The organism is Novosphingobium sp. BL-52-GroH (assembly GCF_044813085.1).
GTDB lineage: Bacteria > Pseudomonadota > Alphaproteobacteria > Sphingomonadales > Sphingomonadaceae > Novosphingobium.
In genome coordinates this window covers 1,748,911-1,769,080 of record NZ_CP171152.1, presented here as the reverse complement: position 1 = coordinate 1,769,080, position 20,170 = coordinate 1,748,911, and the positions used below count along the sequence as shown (strand labels likewise).

Sequence of the window (20,170 nt, the reverse complement as noted above, 5' to 3'; positions counted from 1 at the left end):
CGCCAGGCAGCGCGAAGCGCGTGCCGGAAGTGACGCAATTCGCTGCGCTCTCGCTGCCGCCACCGACATGGTAGATCGAGGCCTTCGCCCTATAATGAGCGCAAGCGACAATCTGACGCAGGCGCAGGCTTTTGCCCGGCTTAAGGTCGCGTTGTTGACGCTTAAAGACAGTGGCGACGACGGGTTCGAGGGCTTGGCAGCAGCGCTCCTCGGTACGGCGACAGCGATCCCATTTCGGCTAGCTGCCTCTGGCAGTCAGGGCGGTCAGGACGGGCGCGCGGAAAGTGCCGGCGGGGCGATCAGTTTCGAGGCTAAGCTCTATCGCTCGAGACTGAGTAAGGCCATCGTCACCGTCAAGGTCGCCGAAATCCTCGCCAGCGACGATCCACCCGACCTTTGGATCCTTGCCGCGACGGTGAAGGCGACCAGCCAGACTGTTGCGACCCTGCGCGGCGCGTTCGGCAAAGTGGAAACCAGCCTGCTCGTACTCGACTGGCCCGCCAACACGACGCTCCCGCCGCTCGCGCTGCTCTGCGCGATGGCGCCGGAGGTCTGCATCGAGTTCATCGCACGCAATGCGCAGACCTTGGTCGATCGGGACGCCCTGATTGCGGCGCTTGACGTGCTGGCGCACGCTCCGGCATTCGAGGCGCGCGCCGCCGAATTGCGCTCCGACCTCAGCGAGCCGCAGCTAGGGCTCGCGACTGCGCGCGCCGCCAACCAGGCGATCTACCGGGCAGTGTTTGCGCGGACCGACGAGGCGCGACACCGGTTAGGCCAACCGCTGGCACCGGCGGCGCGCCACGCACTTGCCCCGATCGAGCGCACACAGCGTGGCGTGCTCGATGCGGTCCTGACCGCACCGCCGATCGCCGAGCTAGTCGTGCTGACCGGTAATCAGGGCTGCGGCAAATCCTGGCTTGTCGCGCAGAACTGGCTCGCCGCGGTGCAGCCGCCGTTTCTAATCTTCCTGACCGCAGCGCAGGCAGTGGCGGCAATGCAACTTCCCCCGGCCGAGCTGATCGCGCAGGAGCTGATCGAGCAATCGGGGGACATCGCCACGGCCCAGCGGCGCGATCGCTGGGCGCGCAGGCTCAATCGCTGGCGCAGGCACTCCGCCGAGACGCCCCGGATCCTCATTGTGATCGACGGCCTCAACGAACGCGCGCGAACAGACTGGGCACCCTGGCTGTCGCGCCTCACCAGCTTCGTCGGGTCGATCGGCGGGCGCGTCGTCGCCACCTGCCGCGCGCGCTTCTACAAGCGTCTCGACGATCGCCTTCCCGTGCCCAAGCGCCGAATCGAGATCGACGATTTCACCGATGCTGAGCTCAATTCTGCCCTCGCAGCGCACAACTGAGGTGGTCCCGCCTTCTTGGACAGTTTGGCGGCTGAGTTAAGCTAACCCCGGTTATCGTTCATGCCGCCTGTTTGATCATCAGATCATGGGGGGCATGCCCCCCATGATCTGATTGTCCGATCCGCCGATAGGCCTCGAATGGGGTTCTCCCGGCCAGGCTCGAGTGCGGACGCTGGGTGTTGTAATAGGTGATCCACCGGCCCAGGCCAGCCCGCAGTTCGGAGCCCGTCTCAAAGGCGTGGAGATAGACGCACTCGTACTTCAAGGATCGCCAGAGGCGTTCGATGAAGACGTTGTCCATCCACCGGCCTCGGCCATCCATGCTGATGCGGACCTCGGCGTCGCGTAGCACGCTGGTGAACGCGTGCGACGTAAATTGGCTGCCCTGACCGGTATTGAAGATCTCGGGCTTGCCGAAGCGGGTCAGGGCCTCCTCCAGCGCTGCGACACAGAAGCCGGCGTCCATGGTGTTCGACAGCCGCCAGGCCAGTACCTTGCGGGTTGCCCAGTCCATGATCGCTACCAGATACAGAAAGCCGCGCCGCATGGGGATGTAGGTCACGTCGGCACACCACACGTGGTTTGGCCGCTCGATCGCCAGCTTGCGCAGCAAGTAGGGATAGACCCGGTGCTGCGGATGGGGATCGCTGGTGCGCGGCCGCTGGTAGATCGGCGTCAGCCCCATCTTCGCCATCAGCCGCCGTGCCCGACGGCGACCGACCTCATGTCCTGCACGCCGCAGGTGCCGCGCCATCTGGCGGCTGCCGTACCAGGGGCAGTCCAGAAACGTCGCGTCGATCACCGTCATCAGCGCCAGCGTCTCGTCCGTTTCCGGCACCGGGGCGTAGTAATAAGACGAACGACTGATCCGCAGCAGGCGGCATTGCGCAGAGATCGACAAGCGGTGGTGAGCAGGTTCGATCATCGCCCGCCTCCGATCCACGCTCATCGACCGAAGGCTTTCGCTAAAAAATCCCGCTCGACGACCAGTTGCCCGATCTTCGCGTGCAGCTTCTCGAACTCGCTATCGTTGGCGGTCTTGGCCACATCGCCCGCACCGGAGAACGTGCCGGCCATCCCTTCGATGGCCTGCCGCTTCCAGGATGCGATCATCGTATGGTGCACGCCATGTTTGGCGGCTAACTCCGCCAGCGTCAGGTCACCCCGGATCGCCTCCAGCGCCACCTTCGCCTTGAAATCCGCGCTGTAGCGCTTCCTCGTCGTCTTCATTCCCGTACCAATCCGTCAGGTCGGAATTAGCTTAGCATCCTGTCCAGAAAACCGGCACCACCTCAGAGTTCCGGATAGCGACATCGGTAAGTGCCATGATTCGTTGCCTTTTCCGCAGCGTGGCCCCCACGTGGGGGCCACGCTAATCGCCCGGAAAATGCCATGCCCCCATTTGGCCACCATATGAGGTGGATGCGGGTGGATTTAGACGGTCATACCCGGACGAACCAAGGCACAAAAGCCTAGGTTTCTGCGGGTTTCATACCATTTTCAGGGTGATTTTGGAAGGACGGCTGGAGCGGGTAGCGGGAATCGAACCCGCATAGCCAGCTTGGAAGGCTGGAGCTTTACCACTAAGCTATACCCGCTCATGCAGTCGTCAGGTCGCGCTGCCCGGTGGTCTCGGCCGGCGACGTTCGAGGCGCTTGCCATGGTCGGGGCGCCTTCGTCAACGGCTGTCTTGCCGTTTCGGACGCTTTCGCGATGCCCTGTCGGATCGCCCCGGCGGCTTCTTCCTTGCAAAAGCCACGGAATCCAGCGCCGCGCGGCCTTCGGCCCGGCCTTGCAACAGCCCATCCCGGCTTCGACGTATTTTCTCGCAGGTGCAGCAGTGATAGCCTGCCCGGGTCAGAAGCAGAGGAACGAGACTCCCCATGGACACTTCGCGGACCCGCTCCCCCACGGATGGTCAGGCGGCCAGCACAGCGCCGGCGACGACGGTGCGGCGGCGCAATGCGCTCGATCTGCTGATGAGTTCGGGGCTAGGCAAGATGCTGCGCAGCGTCGGCGTGGCACCGCGACGGGACAGCGGCGAGAGCCTGCTGGACCTCGCAGAGGCGCTGCTTTCGCTGCGCGGGCGCGCTTCCGGGCCGGCGCTGGCTTCGGCCTTCTTCGACCTCTACGAGGCCAGTGACCTAGCCGCGCGGCAGGATTTCCTTGGCAAAGTCCACGATATGCATCCCGCCGACGCCAAGGCGATCGACAAGGCCATCGCCAAATGGGCGGAACGGCGCGACGAGGCTTCCGCGTTAGCGCTCAATGCCGCGAGCAAGTCGCCCATTCGCCGCCTCATCAACCAGCTCAACCTCGCGCCGCAAGGCACGCAGCGCCTGATCGGGTTGCGCGAGGACCTGCTGGCCGTACCGCGGGCAGCCTCGACGCCTGGCCTTGCGGCGCTCGACCGGGACCTCGAGAACGCCTTCACAGCGTGGTTCAATGCCGGCTTCCTGGAATTGCGGCGGATCGGCTGGGACAGCTCCGCACAATTGCTGGAGCGCATCATCCGCTACGAGGCGGTGCACCAGATCCAGGGATGGGACGACCTGCGTCGCCGCGTCGAGCCGGTCGACCGGCGTTGCTACGGCTTCTTCCACCCGCAGATGCGCGACGATCCGCTGATCTTCGTCGAAGTGGCGCTGACCCCGCAAGTTCCCGGCGCGATCCACGAGATCATCTCCGAGGAACGGGACACCATCGACCCGCGCGAGGCTAATCGCGCGATCTTCTATTCTATCAGCAACTGCCAGGTCGGCCTGAAGGGCATTCCTTTCGGCAACCACCTCATCAAGCGCGTGGTGGGTCTGCTCAAGGAGGAACTGCCGCACCTCAAGACTTTCGCCACGCTGTCGCCAGTGCCGACGTTCGCCAGGTGGCTCGCCAAGGAACAGGGCGCCAATGCGACGGTTCCGGGTGCCAGGGACTTGCGCCAGCTCGCTGCGCGATACCTCGTCGAAGCGAAGGGCAAGGGGAACCAGCCGGCGGACACCGTGGCGCGCTTCCACCTCGGCAACGGGGCGCGGCTTGAAGCGGTGCATGCCAATGCCGACCTTTCCGCCAACGGGCAGAAGCAGTCGCACGGGGTCATGGTCAACTACCTCTACGACCTCGCCGACATAGAGGCGAACTTCTTCGCGCTGACCGAACTGGGCACGGTGGCGACCTCGAAGGCGGTGCAGGCGCTGCTGGAACCGGAGTCGGCGAAGAAGGAGAAGGGCAGGAAGGCCGTCGCCGCCTGACGTCGTCCCGGGCTTGACCCGGGATCGTGGGCAAGGGGCCGCCCACCTCGCGTCAGGACGCAACGTCGCAGTGGCCCATGGCGAGGTATCGCCTGGAGAGTGCCCCGCAGTCCCGGGTGGAGCCCGGGGACGACATGGGTTTCGGGCCTGGGTTTCGGGCCCCGGCGTCAGTGTCCGTCGAAGGTCAGCAGCGCATCGCTTGGCACACCCGCATCGTGCAGGCGCTGTGCCCCGTTCAGGTCCGGCAGGTCGATCGCGAAGAGCGCCTGTGCGACCGTGCCGCCTGCGCGGCGCAGCAGTTCCACCGCGGCCAGCGCGGTGCCTCCCGTGGCGATGAGATCGTCGATCACCACCACCCGGGCCCCGTCCGGCACGGCGCCGGGGTCGACCTCCAGCGTGCCGGTGCCGTACTCGAGGGCATAGTCGATCGCGAGAACCGGGACCGGCAGCTTGCCCGGCTTGCGCACCGGCACGAAGGGCAGCGCCAGGCGCGCGGCGACTGCGGCGCCGAAGATGAAGCCGCGCGCTTCTATCCCTGCGATGACGTCTGCCCGGGCTGCCTGGGCACGCCCAGCCATATGGTCGACCGCCGCCGCGAAGCCCGGCCCGTCGCCGATCAGCGTGGTGACGTCGCGAAAAAGGATGCCCGGCTTCGGGAAGTCCGGGATCGTGCGCACCAGGGCGCGCAAGTCTTCGACGTTCACGGCGGGCATCTCCTGGTCATCTTGCATGTGCGCCATTGGGGCCGGGCGAGCGACGGCGGCGAAACGTAGGCGGCCCAAATGCAGGACGCCCCCGCCATCGCAGATGGCAGGGGCGTCCGGTAGTACAAGCCTTGCGGCGGTTGGTCAGTGCTTCTTGCCGGCCCAGATGTTCCGGTAGGACATGTAGCCCAGCACGGTCGCGAAGAGCAGGAACAGGGTCACGGCAAGGCCGGTCTGCTTGCGCTTCTCGAGCGAGGGTTCCGCGGTCCAGATCAGGAAGGCGGCGACGTCCTTCGACATCTGGTCGACCGTCGGCTTGGGGTTGCCGGGACCGTATTCCACCTGACCGTCGCTCGTCAGCGGGGGGGCCATCGCGAGGTTCAGGTTCGCGAAGTAGGGGTTGTAGTGCAGGCCTTCCGGGGTCTTGGAGTCCGGGAATTCCTTCAGCAGCGCGGCGGGCTGGGCCTGGAATCCGGTCAGCAGCGAGTAGACGTAGGCGGGGCCGTCGTGGCGGGCCTTGGTCATCAGCGACAGGTCGGGCGGAACCGCATTGTTGTTGGCGGCGCGCGCGGCGGTGTCGTTGGCGAAGGGCTTGGGGAAGTAGTCCGTCGGCATGCCGGGGCGGGTGTTCGCCTCGCCCGTGGTGGGGTCGGTGCCGGGGACCTGGAAGCCCGCCGCGATCGCCTTCACCTGGCCTTCGGAATAGCCCAACTGCGCCAGGTCGCGGAAGGCGACGTGGCTGAGCGAGTGGCAGGCCGAGCAGACTTCCTTGTAGATCTGGAAGCCGCGCTGGAGCTGCTGCTTGTCGAACTTGCCGAAGGCGCCGTCGCTGGCGAAAGCCACTTCCTTGGGGTGGAGGTGGAATTCATGCTCGGCGGTCGGTGCGGCCGGGTCGGTCGCCCAGGTGTAGAAGCCGAGGCCGAACGACCAGGCCAGTGCCACCGTGAAGAACAGCCCGACGAGGATCGAGAGAATGCGTGCCATGTCTTTCGTCTTTCGTTCTGGCTGTCAGGCGTTCGCCGCAGGGGTGGCGAGCGGGGCGGCAAGCTGGGCAGCATCGTCCTTGCCGAGCACCGCTTCGGTGATCGAGAAAGGCAGCGGCAGCGGCTTCTCGATGGTCGAGACCACCGGCAGGATGATGAGGAAGTGCGCGAAGTAGTAGAGCGCCGCCAGCTGGCTGATCATCACGTAGGGCTCTGCCGCCGCGGCACCGCCGCAGTAGAACAGCACTGCCATCGCCGGGATCAGGCCGAACCAGAAGAACTTCTTGTACAGCGGGCGATACGAGCCCGAGCGGACCGGCGAGCGGTCGAGCCAGGGCAGGAAGAACCACACCAGGATCGCCCCGAACATGGCGAGGACGCCCATCAGCTTGGCCGGGATGAAGAAGAAGTCCTGGGTGAAGGCGCGCAGGATCGCGTAGAACGGCCAGAAGTACCATTCGGGAACGATGTGCGCCGGCGTGCTCATCGGGTTCGCCGGAATGTAGTTGTCCGGGTGGCCCAGCTGGTTCGGGAAGTAGAACAGCAGCAGGCTGAACACGATCGCGAAAACGCCGATGAACCAGCCGTCCTTGGCGACGTAGTAGGGGAAGAACGGAACGGTATCGCTCTCGGCCTTCACCTCGACGCCGGTGGGGTTCGAGGAGCCGGGGATGTGCAGTGCCCAGATATGTAGGATCACCACGCCCAGGATCACGAAGGGCAGCAGATAGTGCAGCGAGAAGAAGCGGTTGAGCGCGGCGTTATCGGGGGCAAAGCCGCCGAGCAGCCAGTGCTGGATCGGCTCGCCCACGAAGGGAATCGCGCCGAACAGGCCGGTGATGACCTTGGCACCCCAGAAGCTCATCTGGCCCCAGGGCAGCACGTAGCCCATGAAGGCGGTGGCCATCATCAGCAGGAAGATGACGACGCCCAGCAGCCACACCATTTCGCGCGGGGCCTTGTAGGACCCGTAGTAGAAGCCGCGGAAGATGTGGACGTAGATGACGATGAAGAACATCGAGGCGCCGTTGGCGTGCGCATAGCGCATCATCCAGCCCCAGTTCACGTCACGCACGGTCTGTTCGACCGTATCGAACGCCACCGCCGTGTTGGCCGCGTAGTGCATGGCCATGACGATGCCGGTGACGATCTGGACGATCAGGCAGAGCGCTGCCAGGAAACCGAAGTTCCAGAAGTAATTGAGGTTGCGCGGCACGGGATAGCCGCCGCCCACCGAGTTGTAGACGAGGCGCGGAAGGGGCAGCCTGTCGTCCATCCACTGCATGAAGGGATGGCTCGGCTTGTATTCGTTGGCCCAGGGAAAGCTCATGTTCGTGATCCTCTCTCTTGGCCTCAACCGATCTGGACGACGGTGTCTGAAGTGAATTCGTATTCCGGAACCTCGAGGTTCTTGGGCGCGGGGCCCTTACGGATACGGGCCGCGGTGTCGTAGGCGGAGCCGTGGCAGGGGCAGAAGTACCCGCCGAACTCGCCCTTGATCTCACCTTCGCCGGCGCCCAGCGGGACGCAGCCCAGGTGGGTGCACACGCCCATGGTGATGAGCCAGTTCTCCTTGCCCTCCTTGGTCCGCTCGGCGAGCGTCTGGGGATCGCGCAGGGAGGCGGTGTCGACCGCGTCTGCTTCCTCGATCTCCTTGGGAGTGAGGTTGCGCACGAAGACGGGCTGTTTGCGGAAGATCGCCTTGATCGCCTGACCCGGCTGGATCGCGGAAATGTCGATCTCGGTGGAGGAAGCCGCCAGGACGTCCGCCGAGGCCGACATCTGGCTAATCAGGGGGATGACGATCCCCACGCCCGCGACACCCGCGGCGCTCACTGCGGCGATATTGATGAAATCGCGCCGCCGCACGCCCTCTGTTTCTGCCATGTCTGCCCTTGCCTTGCTTTCGACAACCCACTGCCGGGGGACCGACAGCAGGCCAATTGAACATCGGTAAGCCTGGTATCCCCCGTGTCGGTTCGAACACCGGACACAGCCCGATCCTCTCCCGACTTTGCCGGCCTGATATACACGAAAGACGGCCGTGCCAACCGCCTTTTTGGTCGGCGTTGACGGCATTCGAGAGCAAGACGCCAATAGATCAGGAAGTAATCAAGCCAATCCGATCAACGAGATCTGCCGGCCATAGGATGGTTCTGCTCGATGGGTGGCCCGGCGGAACGAGAAGAATTGCTGCGGCGCACTATAAGTATCGAGGCCTAGACCCTCGACATCGCCTATTCCGGCCGCGCGCAGGCGGGCGACGACATAGCCTTCGAGGTCGAACTGGTGGTGGCCCGGCCGTCCGGCGAGGAAGTGGCGGACGTTGCCCGCATGCTCGCGGGCGAATCGGTCACGGAAGGCCTCGTCCACTTCGTAGGAGGCTTGCGCGATGCACGGCCCCACCGCCGCGACGATGCTTTCCCGCCGCGCGCCGAGCTTTTCCATGGCCGCGATGGTCGCATCGGTGATGCCGCCGATCGCGCCCTTCCACCCGGCATGCGCGGCACCGACGACGCCGGCGGCGCGATCGGCGAAGAGGACCGGCGCGCAGTCGGCGGTGAGCATGCCCAGCAGCAGGCCGGGCCGGTCGGTGACGAGGGCATCGGCCTGTGGCCGTTCGGCGTCGGGGCCGGGCTGGGCGACGACGCAGTCGGCCGAATGGACCTGGTAGACCGTGACCAGCCGGGCGCCGGGGAGCACGGCCTCGGCGGCAAGCGTGCGATTGCGGGCGATCGCCACCGGGTCGTCGCCCGAGCCGAGGCCGACGTTGAGGCCGGCGACATCGCCCATGCTCACTCCGCCGCGCCGCCCGAGGAAACCGTGCGACACGCCTTCGAGCAGCGCCGCGCGGTGGACCTCCACGGGCTCGTCCGCGTTCGCGTCGTCCACTCGCCGGCCGGGAGTGTCAGCCAAGGCTCTTGGTCACCTGTTCGCGCACGTCGCGCGAGAGGGTGGGCACAGCGGCGATGCGTTCCAGTTCCTCGCGCATCAGGCCGGCGCGCACCGGCTCGATCCGGCGCCAGCGACCCAGCGCGGGAACGAAACGTGCCGCTGTCTGCGGGTTCACGGGGTCGAGGCGGCGGATGAGGTCGCCGATCATGCGGTAGCCTTCGCCGCCCGCATCGTGGAACGCCTGGGGATTGCCGGCGGCGGCCATGTAGAGGGCCCGCACGCGGTTCGGGTTGGTCATCGTGAAGTCGGGGTGGCCGGCCAGGTCGCGGATGTGCTCCAGCACCTGTGGGTGGAAGGAGCCGGCCTGGAGCGAGAACCACTTGTCGATGACCAGCGCGTTGCCGGCATATCGCTGGTGGAAGTCGGCGAGTGCCTCGTCGCGTTCGGGCGCGTCGAGAGTGGCGAGGACCATCAGCGCGCCCTGGCGATCGGTCATGGTCACGGCGGCCCGGTACTGCGCGAAGGCGCGACGGGCGCCTTCCACCGGGTCGCCCGCGGCGATCAGGGTTAGCGCCTGGGTCTTGATCTTGCGCGCGCCCCTGGCAGCGGCGTCGCGGCCGTAGGGCACGGCGATGGCACGATCGTGCAGCGCCTTCAGCGCCTCGCCGCACTCGACCCCGAGCCAGGCCTTGAGCGCCTCGCGCTCGGCATGGATGGCGCCGGGGTCGGCGACCGGGAGCTGCTCGGCCAGGTAGGTCTCGGCCGGCAGGATCATCAACTCGCCGCGCATCAGGTCGTCGAGCGCGGGATCGGCGATCACGGCGGCGAAGGCCGCGCCGATCGCCGCGCGTCCTTCGCCGCGCGCCGCATCGTCGAGCCGGCCGCTGACGCCCGCGACGAGGTGCTGGACGACGAGCCCCTGCATCGCCTCGTAGCGGGCGAAGGGGTCGTCATCGTGCGCGGCGAGGAATACGAGGTCCGCGTTGGGCCGGGCGAAGTCGATGGCGACCGGGGCCGAGAACCCGCGGTTGATCGACAGCACCGGGGCCTTGGCGAAACCGTCGAAGGTGAAGCTGTCCGCTTCCTTATCGAGCACGATCAGCCGTTCGCCCGAATGGACGCCGCTGTCGCGATCATAGAGGGCGATCCGCAAAGGGATCGGGACCGGCTGTTTCTCGGGCTGGCCGGGCGTTGCGGGGATGGTCTGGGTCAGGTGAAGGGTCGTGCGGGTGCCATCGTGGGTCAGCTCCACCGCAAGCTGCGGGGTGCCGGCCTGCGAGTACCACAGGCGGAACTGCGCGAGGTCGAGGCCGGCGCCGTCCTCGATCGCCTTGACGAAGTCCTCGCACGTCGCGGCCTCGCCGTCGTGCCGCTCGAAGTAGAGGTCGGTGCCTTGGCGGAACCGCTCGGGCCCCGCCATCGTGCGCATCATGCGAATCACCTCGGCGCCCTTGTTGTAGACGGTCGCGGTGTAGAAGTTGCTGATCTCCTGGTACGAATCAGGACGGATCGGGTGCGCCAGCGGGCCGGAATCCTCGGGGAACTGGGCGATCCGCAGGACGCGGACGTCCTCGATTCGCTTGACCGCCTCGCTGCCCATGGCCGAGCTGAACAACTGGTCGCGCAGGACCGTGAAGCCTTCCTTGAGGCTGAGCTGGAACCAGTCGCGGCAGGTCACGCGGTTGCCCGACCAGTTGTGGAAGTATTCGTGGCCGATCACCCCCTCGACCGCGTCGTAGTCCGCGTCGGTGGCGGTTTCCGGGTCGGCCAGGACGTAGCGGGTGTTGAAGACGTTGAGGCCCTTGTTCTCCATCGCGCCCATGTTGAAGTCGGACACCGCGACGATGTTGAACAGGTCGAGGTCATACTCGCGACCGAAGGCCTCCTCGTCCCACTTCATCGAATTGACGAGCGAATCCATCGCGTGCTGGGTGCGGTCCTCGTCGCCCGGACGGACCCAGATGTTGAGGTCGACATTGCGCCCGCCCATCGTCGTGAAGGTGGCGTGGTTGGCGACCAGGTCGCCCGCGACGAGCGCGAAGAGGTAGCTCGGCTTGGGCCAGGGATCGTGCCACTCGGCCCAGTGGGTGCCGTCCTCGCCCCCGTTCTCACCTTCGCCCGTGGCAGTGCAGTTGCCGTTGGCGAGAAGGACCGGGAAGCTCGCCTTGTCGCCGCTCATGCGCACCGAATAAGTCGAGAGCACGTCCGGGCGATCGGGGAAGAAGGTGATGCGGCGGAAGCCTTCGGCCTCGCACTGGGTGCACAGCATGCCGTTGGAGGCGTAGAGGCCCATGAGCTGGCTGTTGGCGGCGGGGTTTACGCTGGTCTCGATCGCGACCTCATGGGCGTCGCCGGTGAGTTCGACCAGCAGGTCCGGCCCGTCGAGCCGCCAGTCGTTGACCTCGCGCCCGTCGACGCGGACGGCGAGCGGGGCGATCTGGTCGCCGTTGAGGCGCAGCGTCGTTGTGCCGTCGCCCTCTGGGTTCCGGCGCACCGACAGCTTCGAGACGACGTGGGTCGCGTCGATGCCGAGGCGAAAGTCGAGGGAGACCTCGGGGATGAGCCAGGCCGGCGGCAGGTAGTCCTCGCGGCGAATGACCGGAGGTGCCAGCGGCGGCGTCGCGGCATCCGCGATCTGGGTGTTTTCGACGGGCTCTGCGGGTCTGCTGGCGATATCCATGGCGCTAACTTAGAGGCTCGAGCCGCGATTGCCAGCGCGGGTTCGTCGATTCGTCCTCCCGGGAACCTGCGACGGGTATCGAACCGGCGCGGCCGCGCCTTACTCCACGACCAGGAAATACTCCGCGACGCGGTTGCCGCCGTTGCGGACCTCGATGACGTAGCGCTGGGTGAACAGCGGGACCCAGCGGCAGGCGCGGCGGGCGTCGATGGTGGTGCAGACCGGGCGGCGGTCGGCGTCGAGGACCTGCAGCGTGAGCGGCGTGTCGCTGGGGGTCGAGAGGGCGATGCTGGCCTTCTTGCCCGAGAGGAAGACCTGCTCGAAGCTATCGCTGGCGCCGGGATTGGCCTTGCCGCTGCGGTAGCCGGGACCGAGCGGGCTGCCGCGCAGGGGGCTTTGGGTCGCCGGCACCAGCGCGCGCCACGCCGGGACCGGGTCGGCGCCCGTCCAATCGTCGAGCGGGCGCGCGCCGGAGCGTTCGATCACCCCGAGCGCCCGGGCCAGCCCGTCGCGGTCGGACCGGATCTGGGCTGTCTGCGCGGTGGCGAGGGCAAGGGCGACGCGCTCGCCCAGGGCAGGGGCGTCCTCCTGCGCGGCGGCCATGCCGCCGGGGGCGGTCGCAAGGGCCATGAGACCGATCAGGACCAGGCGCGGGCGCGATAGTGGGTTCATCGCTTGAACTCCGGGGTAACGGTGAAGCAGGCGCCCCGGTCGGTGGGCACCAGCGTGATTTCCAGATGGTGGCGCTCGGCGATCGCGCGGCACAGGGCAAGGCCGAGGCCGGCGCCTTCCGTGCCGAAGCAGCTTCCGCCTCGGCTGAACTTCTCGAAAATACTCTCTCTCTGGTCTTCGGGAATGCCGGGACCGTCATCGCTGACGACGAGGCGGGGGCCCTTGCGCAGCTTGAGCCGTACAGTACCACCACGCGGCACGAACTTGAAGGCATTGTCGAGCAGGTTGGTGACCAGCCGGGTGAGTTGCATCTCCTCGCCGTCGATGACCACGCCCGGCTCGATGTCGAGCTGCAGGGTGTGCCCTGATTCCTCGGCGCTGTCGGCGTAGAGTTCGCCCAGGCGGGCGGCGAGGACACTCATGTCCACCGGGCTGAGCCCATGCCGGTCGCCGCGCCGGGCCTCGCTGGCGGCGATGTCGAGCAGTGACTCGAGCATGCGGATGATGCCGCGGATCTCGGTGCGGGCATCGGCGATGCGGGAGGCGGTCTCGGCATCGGGCGTCGCCGCCAGCGCCTTCACCAGCCGGTTGTCGAGGTGCATGAGCGGGGTGCGCATCTCGTGCGCCACATGGTCGGTGGCCTCGCGGTGGGCGGCGGCGAGGCGCTTGAGCCGGGCGAGGGCGTTGCCCGAGTGGGCCGTCAACTCGTCGATCTCGTCGCGCCCTGCCGAGCCGCGCGCGAGTTCCGCGAGGGCGGCGTCGTCGGGCTGACGGAAGGCGGCGTTGATCCGTTCGAGCCGGCCGGCGAGGCGATGCGCGGCCATCCAGCCGCCAAGCGCGACCGCCAGGACCGCGAGCACGCCGCCGGTGAGGAAGACCAGCGCGACCTGGCGCAGCAGCAGCTCGAGGTCGCGGTATTCGTGCGCCACCAGCAGGCGCAGGTTGGGCCCGAGCTGGGTCGAGCGCGCGAAGGCGCGGCCGGCACCGTCGAGGCGCACGTCGGCCGCCTCCGAGATGCCGGCGTGCAGGCCCGGCCACTTGCGCAAGTCGCCGGCGATGCGCTGGCCTTGCGCGTCGGCGAGCAGGTAGTGCGCCGCGTCGCCGTCGCGCGGCTGGAGGGCGAGGCGGTCCTCGATGCGCTTGGCCAGTTCGTGCTCGTCGCCACTGGCGTAGATGTCGACCATGCCGGCGAGGTCGACGTCGACCGCACGTTCGAGCGCCTGGCGGTTGGTGCGCTGGATCGTCGCGTTGGTCAGCACCCACAGGCCGAAGGTGATGACCGCCGCGGTGGCGATCGCCCAGATGACGATCTGTGCGAAGATCGAGTGCCGGACGACGAAGACGCGGCTCACCGGACGCGCCATCCGACGATCCGCGCCAGGCGGAGGCGGCGGCACCGGCCGGTGCTGGACCCGCGTGTCACCGGCCGTCCAGCAGCCTGTAGCCCGAGCCCCAGATCGTCTCGAGTGCGGGCTTGTCGAATCCTTCCTCGAGCTTGCGGCGCAGGCGTCCGATGTTGACGTCGACGACGTTGGTCTGAGGGTCGAAGTTCATTTTCCACACGTCGCGCAGGAGCATCTCGCGGGTAAGCACCTCGCCCGCGTTCTCCATGAAGTAGCGGAACAGCTCGAATTCCTTCGGGCTGAGCGAGAGGTGGCGGTTGTCGCGAAAGGCGGTGCGTGCCTTAACGTGGCACTCGAAGGCGCCGTAGAGGATCACTGCGGAATGCTCGCGCCCCGAGGCACGGCGGTGCAGGGCGCGCAGGCGGGCGAGCAGTTCCTCGCCCTCGAAGGGCTTGGCGAGATAGTCGTCGGCGCCCGCGTCGAGTCCCTCTGCCCGGTCGGAGGTGCGGCCCAGCGCGGAAAGCAGCAGGACGGGCGTGCCCACGCCGCTTTCGCGCAGGCGCGACAGGATCGTCAGCCCGTCGAGGTCGGGCAGCATCCGGTCCAGGATGATGACGTCGAAGCGCTCGACGCCGGCGCGCTTGAGGCCATCGCTGCCGGTGGCGCACCAGGTCAGGGTGTCGCCCGAGTGGCCCGCCAGTTCCTCGACCTGCGAGGCGGCGCGCGAATCGTCCTCGATGTAGAGGATGTTCAGCCCGCCCATGATCTTGCATCCTTTCCGTGGCCCGTGGCTTGGCGGTGCGTCGCGGTGCGCCATTCCCCGTCCGCGGCTGCAGGGCGCGAAGCCCTGCCCGCCGGGACGGGGGTGCCGGCGGCGGTCGATGGGCAGGGGGCTGGTTCCCGGCCCTTGCGAGCCGCGAATTGCGCGAGCCTGTCGGTCGCCGCCAGGCGCGGGGTTGCCGGATGCCGCCCAAGGGGACTGGGACGGCGGCATCCATCGCCCCGGATATCGGGATTGCGTGAAGAAATCGGCGTGCAGGCGGGCGCGGCGGCAGAGCGCCGGACCGGCTGGCATTCCTGTCTGCCGCTGGCGCCGTGCCAGTGAGAAGCCCAGTCGCGAATAGCTCTATCCCCCGGCCTTGCGCCCCGGTTGCTCCGGTGCATCGGCTCCAGTCCCGATCCCCCGTCCGACATGGTCGGGACGGCGGTGCCGCTACCCCAAGCCAAGTCGATTTGGAAATAAACCACCGGCCTGCCGGGGTCGCCTGACAATGCCTGTTATGTCACTGTCATGGAGCCGATCGAAGGGCCGGCGTGAACCTTGGACGACGGGTCAGGCAGGCCTACCCCCAGATTCACTTCGCCACGGGAGCCGCCGCCGAAGCGTCTACCGGCAGGCCGCCCAGCTGCGTGACGAGCTGCGTATAGGCGTCGAGATAGGCCAGCACGATGATCTGGCCGATCTGGGTGTTCTGGTAGCCGCCGCCACCGACCCCGCCGAACGTGCCGCCGAAGAAGCCGCCACCGCCCGCGCCGAAGCTCACGTCGGACTTGCGCGCGTAGCCTTCGGTCAGCGCCTCTTCCACCGTGGTGCGCGCATTGACGATCGAGAGGGTGACGTTGGCCTCGCCCTTCTTGACGTTGAGGCCGCCGGCGATGGCGCCCACGCCCCGGCCGAAGAAGCCGCCCACACCACCCAGTACGCCACCCAGGCCACCGCCGCCCGAGTTGTTGTTGGTCGAGACGATGTCGGGCTGGAGGAAGTAGTCCGCCGCCTTGATCTGGCCCTTGCCTATGTTCGAGCCCTTCTGCAGTTCGCCCTGGGCGGCGAGCGCGCGTTCCATCGCGCTGCTTTCCAGCGAGCGGCCGCGGTTGACGAGAGTGAAGCAGCCTGACTTCTGGACGAAGACGCGCAGGATCGCCTCGGGGCTGCCCAGGCTCAACTCGCGCCACCACTGGTTGTCGGGCTCGACGATCGAGACGGTGCCCAGCCGCTTGGTGCAGACCGGGATGTTCTGCGTGCCCTTGTCCTGCAGCTTGCGCGCGGAGGACTTGTCGGCGGCGGTCGCCGGCATCGCGGAAATCGAAACGGCGAGCGCGGCCAGCGCGCAGACGAGGTTTTTCATGACGAACGTTGCTCCCAATACTGCCGCGGACGCCGCCGCGGGCTGCCCAGTCCCAAGGGCAAACCATGCTTAGAGTCGGTTTGGACAATGCGCCGCGAAGCGCATTTTAGGCACGGCGCCGGCCCACGTCCCTACCCTGGCCCACCCACGCGATACTGCGGATGGGCGGTCGGGCGGAGGCCTGGGCCGGTGCCGCAAATCCGGCCGGGGCCGGATCTCCATGCGGACTCTTAAGTCGTCAGCTTAGCGCGGACAAATGACGATGTCTGTGAGATTTTCCCGCATGTTCGTCAGGACTTGGCGGGTGCCACCGCCATGTTGTCGATGAGCCGCGTCGAACCGATTCGTGCGGCGACGAGCAAGCGCATCGGCCGGTCCGCACGGGCATCGAGCAAGACCAGGTCGTCCGCGTCGCGCAGTTGCGCATAGTCGATCGAACCGAAGCCGCCGGCGAGAAGATCGGACTCCAGCCGGGCAAGCGTCGCCGGGACATCCGCGCCGGCCTCGATCGCAGCGATGGCGACGCGCATCGCGGTAGGCAGGGCCACCGCCTCCGCCCGCTGTCCGGCGCTCAGGTAGGCATTGCGCGAGGACATCGCGAGTCCGTCCGCCTCGCGTACCGTGCCGATGCCCAGCACGTTGTCCGCGGCAGGCAGGGTGAGGTCGAGGTCGCGGGTCATGCGGCGGATCACTGCCAGTTGTTGCCAGTCCTTCTCGCCGAACAGGGCCAGATCGGGCAGGACCTGGTTGAACAGCTTGCACACGACCGTCGCCACGCCGTCGAAGTGCCCGGGTCGCGCCGCGCCGCACAGGCCCTCGCTCACGCCCGTGACCGAGATGTTGGAGGCGAAGCCGGCCGGGTACATCGCCTCGACGGTCGGCGCCCACAGCAGGTCCACGCCTTCGCCCTCCAGGAGGGCGCTGTCGCGCTCCAACTGGCGCGGATAGGCGTCGAGGTCCTCGTTCGCGCCGAACTGCAGCGGGTTCACGAAGATCGAGACGACCACGCCCGCCGCGCGCTTCCTTGCCTCGCGCACGAGTGTCAGATGCCCTTCATGCAAGGCGCCCATCGTGGTCACCAGGGCGATCTTGCCGGACCCGCCGGAGCGGGCACGCAAGGCGGCGACCGCACTGCGCAGTGGATCAAGGGTGTGGACGGTTTGCATTGGGGTTCACTGCTCCAGTATGGTGTGCTCGACCGGCAGGTACGCCGAGGCTCTTAGCCTCGGCGCGCTTCTGGGGGCAAATTGAATTGAAACGGTCGGCCTTCCGGGGCCGCTAGAAGAAAGCGTAACGGTCCCGTGACAGCGCATCGTATCGTCTTCGCCAACGAGAAGGGCGGGACAGGCAAGTCCACCACCGCCGTCCACGTTGCCATCGCGCTCGCCTACCAGGGGGCGAACGTGGCCTGCATCGACCTCGACCACCGGCAGCGCACCTTGTTCCGTTACCTGGAGAATCGCGTCGAAACCGAGCGTCGCCGCGAGATCGCGCTGCCCGGGGCCCGCTTCGCGGTCTACGACGGCGACGACGTGCGCGAACTGGACGACTTGGCCGAGCAGATCGCGGAAGGCTTCGATTTCCTGGTGTTCGACACGCCTGGCCGCGACGACCCCTTCGCCCGCCACGTCGCCACCACCGCAGATACCCTGGTCACGCCGCTCAACGACAGCTTCGTCGACTTCGACCTGCTCGGCCAGGTCGAAAGCGAGACCTTCAAGGTCAAGCGGCTCTCCTTCTATGCCGAGGTCATGTGGGAAGCGCGCAAGAAGCGCGGCCTCAAGACCATCGAGGAAGGCCGGCGCGAGCTGGACTGGGTCGTCGTGCGCAACCGCGTGCAGCATGTCGAGGCGCGCAACATGCGCCGCATCGACGGCGCACTGCAGGAACTGTCGAAGCGCGCCGGTTTCCGCATCGCCGCCGGCCTGTCCGAGCGCGTGATCTTCCGCGAGCTGTTCCCCTCCGGGCTCACCCTGCTCGACAAGGGGCACCTGGGCGACCTCGGCACCAGCCACCTCGTCGCCCGCCAGGAAGTGCGGGGGCTCGTTGCCGGGCTCAATCTGCCGATGCCGGTGCGTCACCAGTCCGAGCTTGCGCCCGAGCGTGCGGTTGCCGGCAAGCTCGCGGCCGGGGCGTGAGGCGGTGATAAAGCTGCTCTGGCTGGTCGCGCTCGGCTGCATCGTCTGGCGCATGGTCAAGGGCCGCTGGCCGTGGCAGCCCAAGCTGCCGTCGCAGGGCAAGGCGGTTCCCTCGTTCGAGGCCGCCCGGGCCCGCGCCCTGCTGGGCGTCGAGACCGGCGCCAGCCGGCGCGAGATCGTCGATGCCCACCGCCGCCGCCTGGCCGCCGTCCACCCCGATCGCGGCGGCAGCAACGAACAGGTCCACGAAGCCAATGCCGCGCGCGACGTCTTGCTGAGCGAGCTGCCGGTCGAAAGGTAAGGCGGGCGGCCGAACAGTGTCTTGCCTGCGGGCACGAAACCAATGGTTTTCGGCACGGCGCCCCGGTCTCGAGCCGGACGAACCCAAGTCATCCCGGGCGCGGGCCTGAATCGCCGGCAGGTCTTGAGGGGCAGGTCTTGAGGCGGTGCTTTAACGGGCGCATGACGCGCAGTTGCCCGGCTGAAACCACCCACGATCCCGGGCTCGACCCGGGATGACGTTCCAAGGGAACCGCGCGCCATGGCCCAGACGACCCACCGCTTCGACCCGACGATCCTGCGCGAATACGATATTCGCGGCGTCTACGGCAAAACCCTGTTCGAAGCCGATGCCCATGCCATCGGCCGCAGTTTCGGCACCGTGCTGCGAAGAATGGGTGGACATCGGGTGGCGGTCGGTCGCGATGGCCGCCTCAGTTCTCCCGCGCTGGAAGAAGCGCTGGTCGCCGGGTTGGTGGAAACCGGAGTCGATGCCGTGCGGGTCGGCCTGGGGCCTACCCCGATGCTCTATTTCGCCGAAGCGTCAGCCCCAGACGTGCAGGGCGGCATTCAGGTAACTGGCAGCCACAATCCCGGCGATCACAATGGCTTCAAGATAGTGCTTGGAGGCAGGCCGTTTTTCGGCCCGGACATCCACCGGCTCGGCGCGATGGCCGCTGCCGGCGAATGGATCGTCCTGAACCGGAACGAGGCGCCCGGGCGCCGCGAACCGCGCCAGGTCCTCGTCGCTTATGTCGAGCGGCTGCTGCAGGGGCTCGCGGGTATCGATGCGGATCACGTTGCAACCCTGCGCATCGGCTGGGACGCCGGGAACGGCGCCGTCGGTCCGGCCCTGGAACTGCTCACTACGCGTCTGCCTGGCGAACACCATCTGCTCTACTCCGAAGTGGACGGCCGATTTCCCAACCACCATCCCGACCCGACCGTGGAGGCGAACCTCGCAGACCTGCGCGCGCTCGTCGCGGCCAAGAACCTCGATTTCGGAGTTGCTTTCGATGGTGATGCCGATCGGATCGGCGTGGTCGACGGGAAGGGCAGGGTGATAGACGCCGACCAGTTGCTCACCATCTATGCCCGGGACATGCTGGCGCGGCATCCTGGCGCCACGGTAATTGCGGATGTGAAGGCCTCGCGGCTGGTTTACGACACCGTGCGCGATCTGGGCGGCAAGCCGGAAATGGCGCCTTCCGGCCATTCGCATATCAAATCCAGAATGAAGGAAACCGGAGCGCTTCTTGGCGGGGAGACCAGCGGCCACATCTTCCTGGCGGACGACTACTACGGCTTCGACGACGCCCTCTACGCCGCCGTGCGCCTCATCGCCGCCACTGTGCGGGCGGGAGCCTCGGTCACGCAGATGCGCGATGCCTTGCCGGTCATGTGCAACACCCCGGAACTGCGCTTTGCGGTGCCCGAGGCACGCAAGTTCGCCGCAGTCGAGGAGGTGCGACTGCGCCTCGCCGCAACGGGAGCCCGGGTGGACGACCTCGACGGCGTGCGGGTCGACACGCCAGACGGCTGGTGGCTCCTGCGCGCGTCGAACACCCAGGCGGCCCTGACCGCCCGCGCCGAAAGCGATACCGCCGCGGGGCTTGGGCGATTGGTCGCCGAGATCGATCGGCAACTGGCGCTGTCGGGGCTTTCGCGATGAAGACATGGAAGGAAAGGGACGGCCTGGGGCCATCGCCGCAGAGCCTTTGAGCGTCGAGGTCACGCGCGCGGCT

The 20,170-nt window shown here is 67.3% G+C and carries 17 protein-coding genes and 1 tRNA gene; 5 read left to right on the top strand and 13 right to left on the bottom strand.

The annotated features are described in order from the left end of the window. Nucleotides 1-94: 94 nt before the first annotated feature. On the top strand, nt 95-1,360 hold the full coding sequence (locus ACFFDA_RS21080) for a hypothetical protein (RefSeq protein ID WP_404482739.1): 1,266 nt from the start codon (nt 95-97) through the stop codon (nt 1,358-1,360). Between the two features lie 58 nt (nt 1,361-1,418). On the opposite strand, the gene ACFFDA_RS21075 is transcribed toward ACFFDA_RS21080, so the two are convergent. Further along, nucleotides 1,419-2,590, bottom strand: a protein-coding gene (locus ACFFDA_RS21075; protein ID WP_404482738.1) for an IS3 family transposase whose coding sequence is annotated in 2 segments (ribosomal slippage) — nt 1,419-2,326 and nt 2,326-2,590 — 1,173 coding nt in all. Because the reading frame shifts where the segments join, the coding sequence is not laid out codon by codon here. A gap of 294 nt (nt 2,591-2,884) precedes the next feature. Next, nucleotides 2,885-2,958 (bottom strand) — tRNA-Gly (locus ACFFDA_RS21070). A gap of 285 nt (nt 2,959-3,243) precedes the next feature. Between ACFFDA_RS21070 and ACFFDA_RS21065 the strand changes: the two genes are divergently transcribed. Continuing rightward, nucleotides 3,244-4,605 (top strand): malonyl-CoA decarboxylase domain-containing protein, encoded by a 1,362-nt coding sequence (locus ACFFDA_RS21065; RefSeq protein WP_404482737.1) that lies wholly within the window; start codon nt 3,244-3,246, stop codon nt 4,603-4,605. A 167-nt stretch (nt 4,606-4,772) separates the two neighbouring features. On the opposite strand, the gene ACFFDA_RS21060 is transcribed toward ACFFDA_RS21065, so the two are convergent. The 11 genes from ACFFDA_RS21060 to panC all read right to left on the bottom strand — a co-directional run bounded on the left by ACFFDA_RS21060 (nt 4,773) and on the right by panC (nt 17,174). Further along, complete coding sequence (locus ACFFDA_RS21060; protein ID WP_404482735.1) at nt 4,773-5,309, bottom strand: adenine phosphoribosyltransferase; 537 nt, start codon at nt 5,307-5,309, stop codon at nt 4,773-4,775. Between the two features lie 144 nt (nt 5,310-5,453). Then, nucleotides 5,454-6,293 carry a cytochrome c1 gene (locus ACFFDA_RS21055; protein ID WP_404482734.1) on the bottom strand — a complete coding sequence of 280 codons (840 nt, stop codon included), beginning with the start codon at nt 6,291-6,293 and terminating at the stop codon, nt 5,454-5,456. Between the two features lie 24 nt (nt 6,294-6,317). Further along, nucleotides 6,318-7,622 (bottom strand): cytochrome bc complex cytochrome b subunit, encoded by a 1,305-nt coding sequence (locus tag ACFFDA_RS21050; protein WP_404482733.1) that lies wholly within the window; start codon nt 7,620-7,622, stop codon nt 6,318-6,320. 23 nt (nt 7,623-7,645) lie between these two features. Next, complete coding sequence (gene petA, locus ACFFDA_RS21045; RefSeq protein ID WP_404482732.1) at nt 7,646-8,179, bottom strand: ubiquinol-cytochrome c reductase iron-sulfur subunit; 534 nt, start codon at nt 8,177-8,179, stop codon at nt 7,646-7,648. A gap of 225 nt (nt 8,180-8,404) precedes the next feature. Continuing rightward, on the bottom strand, nt 8,405-9,208 hold the full coding sequence (pgeF, locus tag ACFFDA_RS21040) for a peptidoglycan editing factor PgeF (protein ID WP_404482731.1): 804 nt from the start codon (nt 9,206-9,208) through the stop codon (nt 8,405-8,407). Continuing rightward, nucleotides 9,201-11,867, bottom strand: coding sequence for an aminopeptidase N (gene pepN, locus ACFFDA_RS21035; RefSeq protein ID WP_404482730.1), 2,667 nt, complete (start codon nt 11,865-11,867; stop codon nt 9,201-9,203). Before pepN ends, pgeF begins: the two co-directional genes overlap by 8 nt. 99 nt (nt 11,868-11,966) lie before the next feature. Continuing rightward, the gene (locus tag ACFFDA_RS21030) at nt 11,967-12,539 is read right to left on the bottom strand and encodes a hypothetical protein (protein ID WP_404482729.1); all 573 of its coding nucleotides are present in this window, start codon (nt 12,537-12,539) and stop codon (nt 11,967-11,969) included. Next, the gene (locus ACFFDA_RS21025) at nt 12,536-13,903 is read right to left on the bottom strand and encodes a sensor histidine kinase (RefSeq protein WP_404482728.1); all 1,368 of its coding nucleotides are present in this window, start codon (nt 13,901-13,903) and stop codon (nt 12,536-12,538) included. The genes ACFFDA_RS21030 and ACFFDA_RS21025 overlap by 4 nt, the downstream gene beginning before the upstream one ends. A gap of 55 nt (nt 13,904-13,958) precedes the next feature. Continuing rightward, nucleotides 13,959-14,645, bottom strand: coding sequence for a response regulator transcription factor (locus ACFFDA_RS21020; RefSeq protein ID WP_404482727.1), 687 nt, complete (start codon nt 14,643-14,645; stop codon nt 13,959-13,961). Nucleotides 14,646-15,237: 592 nt separating this feature from the next. After that, nucleotides 15,238-16,008: a CsgG/HfaB family protein gene (locus tag ACFFDA_RS21015; RefSeq protein ID WP_404482726.1), complete on the bottom strand. Its 771-nt coding sequence runs from the start codon at nt 16,006-16,008 to the stop codon at nt 15,238-15,240. 290 nt (nt 16,009-16,298) lie between these two features. Next, nucleotides 16,299-17,174: a pantoate--beta-alanine ligase gene (gene panC, locus ACFFDA_RS21010; protein WP_404482725.1), complete on the bottom strand. Its 876-nt coding sequence runs from the start codon at nt 17,172-17,174 to the stop codon at nt 16,299-16,301. A gap of 135 nt (nt 17,175-17,309) precedes the next feature. Between panC and ACFFDA_RS21005 the strand changes: the two genes are divergently transcribed. From ACFFDA_RS21005 to pgmG, 3 genes are all read left to right on the top strand, one after another. Continuing rightward, a complete protein-coding gene (locus ACFFDA_RS21005; RefSeq protein ID WP_404482724.1) occupies nt 17,310-18,146 on the top strand; it encodes a division plane positioning ATPase MipZ in 837 nt (278 codons plus the stop codon). Between the two features lie 4 nt (nt 18,147-18,150). Beyond that, nucleotides 18,151-18,447, top strand: coding sequence for a J domain-containing protein (locus ACFFDA_RS21000; protein ID WP_404482723.1), 297 nt, complete (start codon nt 18,151-18,153; stop codon nt 18,445-18,447). 240 nt (nt 18,448-18,687) lie between these two features. Then, nucleotides 18,688-20,097, top strand: a complete 1,410-nt coding sequence (pgmG, locus tag ACFFDA_RS20995; protein WP_404482722.1) for a phosphoglucomutase/phosphomannomutase PgmG — start codon at nt 18,688-18,690, stop codon at nt 20,095-20,097. The last annotated feature ends 73 nt before the right edge of the window (nt 20,098-20,170 follow it).

Excerpts from the sequence above, each read along its gene's own strand:
- ACFFDA_RS21080 (WP_404482739.1), top strand. The coding sequence starts at position 95 with ATGAGCGCAAGCGACAATCTGACGCAGGCGCAGGCTTTTGCCCGGCTT.
- ACFFDA_RS21065 (WP_404482737.1), top strand. The coding sequence starts at position 3,244 with ATGGACACTTCGCGGACCCGCTCCCCCACGGATGGTCAGGCGGCCAGC.
- ACFFDA_RS21055 (WP_404482734.1), bottom strand. The coding sequence starts at position 6,293 with ATGGCACGCATTCTCTCGATCCTCGTCGGGCTGTTCTTCACGGTGGCA.
- ACFFDA_RS21050 (WP_404482733.1), bottom strand. The coding sequence starts at position 7,622 with ATGAGCTTTCCCTGGGCCAACGAATACAAGCCGAGCCATCCCTTCATG.
- petA (WP_404482732.1), bottom strand. The coding sequence starts at position 8,179 with ATGGCAGAAACAGAGGGCGTGCGGCGGCGCGATTTCATCAATATCGCC.
- pepN (WP_404482730.1), bottom strand. The coding sequence starts at position 11,867 with ATGGATATCGCCAGCAGACCCGCAGAGCCCGTCGAAAACACCCAGATC.
- ACFFDA_RS21030 (WP_404482729.1), bottom strand. The coding sequence starts at position 12,539 with ATGAACCCACTATCGCGCCCGCGCCTGGTCCTGATCGGTCTCATGGCC.
- ACFFDA_RS21025 (WP_404482728.1), bottom strand. The coding sequence starts at position 13,903 with ATGGCGCGTCCGGTGAGCCGCGTCTTCGTCGTCCGGCACTCGATCTTC.
- ACFFDA_RS21020 (WP_404482727.1), bottom strand. The coding sequence starts at position 14,645 with ATGGGCGGGCTGAACATCCTCTACATCGAGGACGATTCGCGCGCCGCC.
- ACFFDA_RS21015 (WP_404482726.1), bottom strand. The coding sequence starts at position 16,008 with ATGAAAAACCTCGTCTGCGCGCTGGCCGCGCTCGCCGTTTCGATTTCC.
- panC (WP_404482725.1), bottom strand. The coding sequence starts at position 17,174 with ATGCAAACCGTCCACACCCTTGATCCACTGCGCAGTGCGGTCGCCGCC.
- pgmG (WP_404482722.1), top strand. The coding sequence starts at position 18,688 with ATGGCCCAGACGACCCACCGCTTCGACCCGACGATCCTGCGCGAATAC.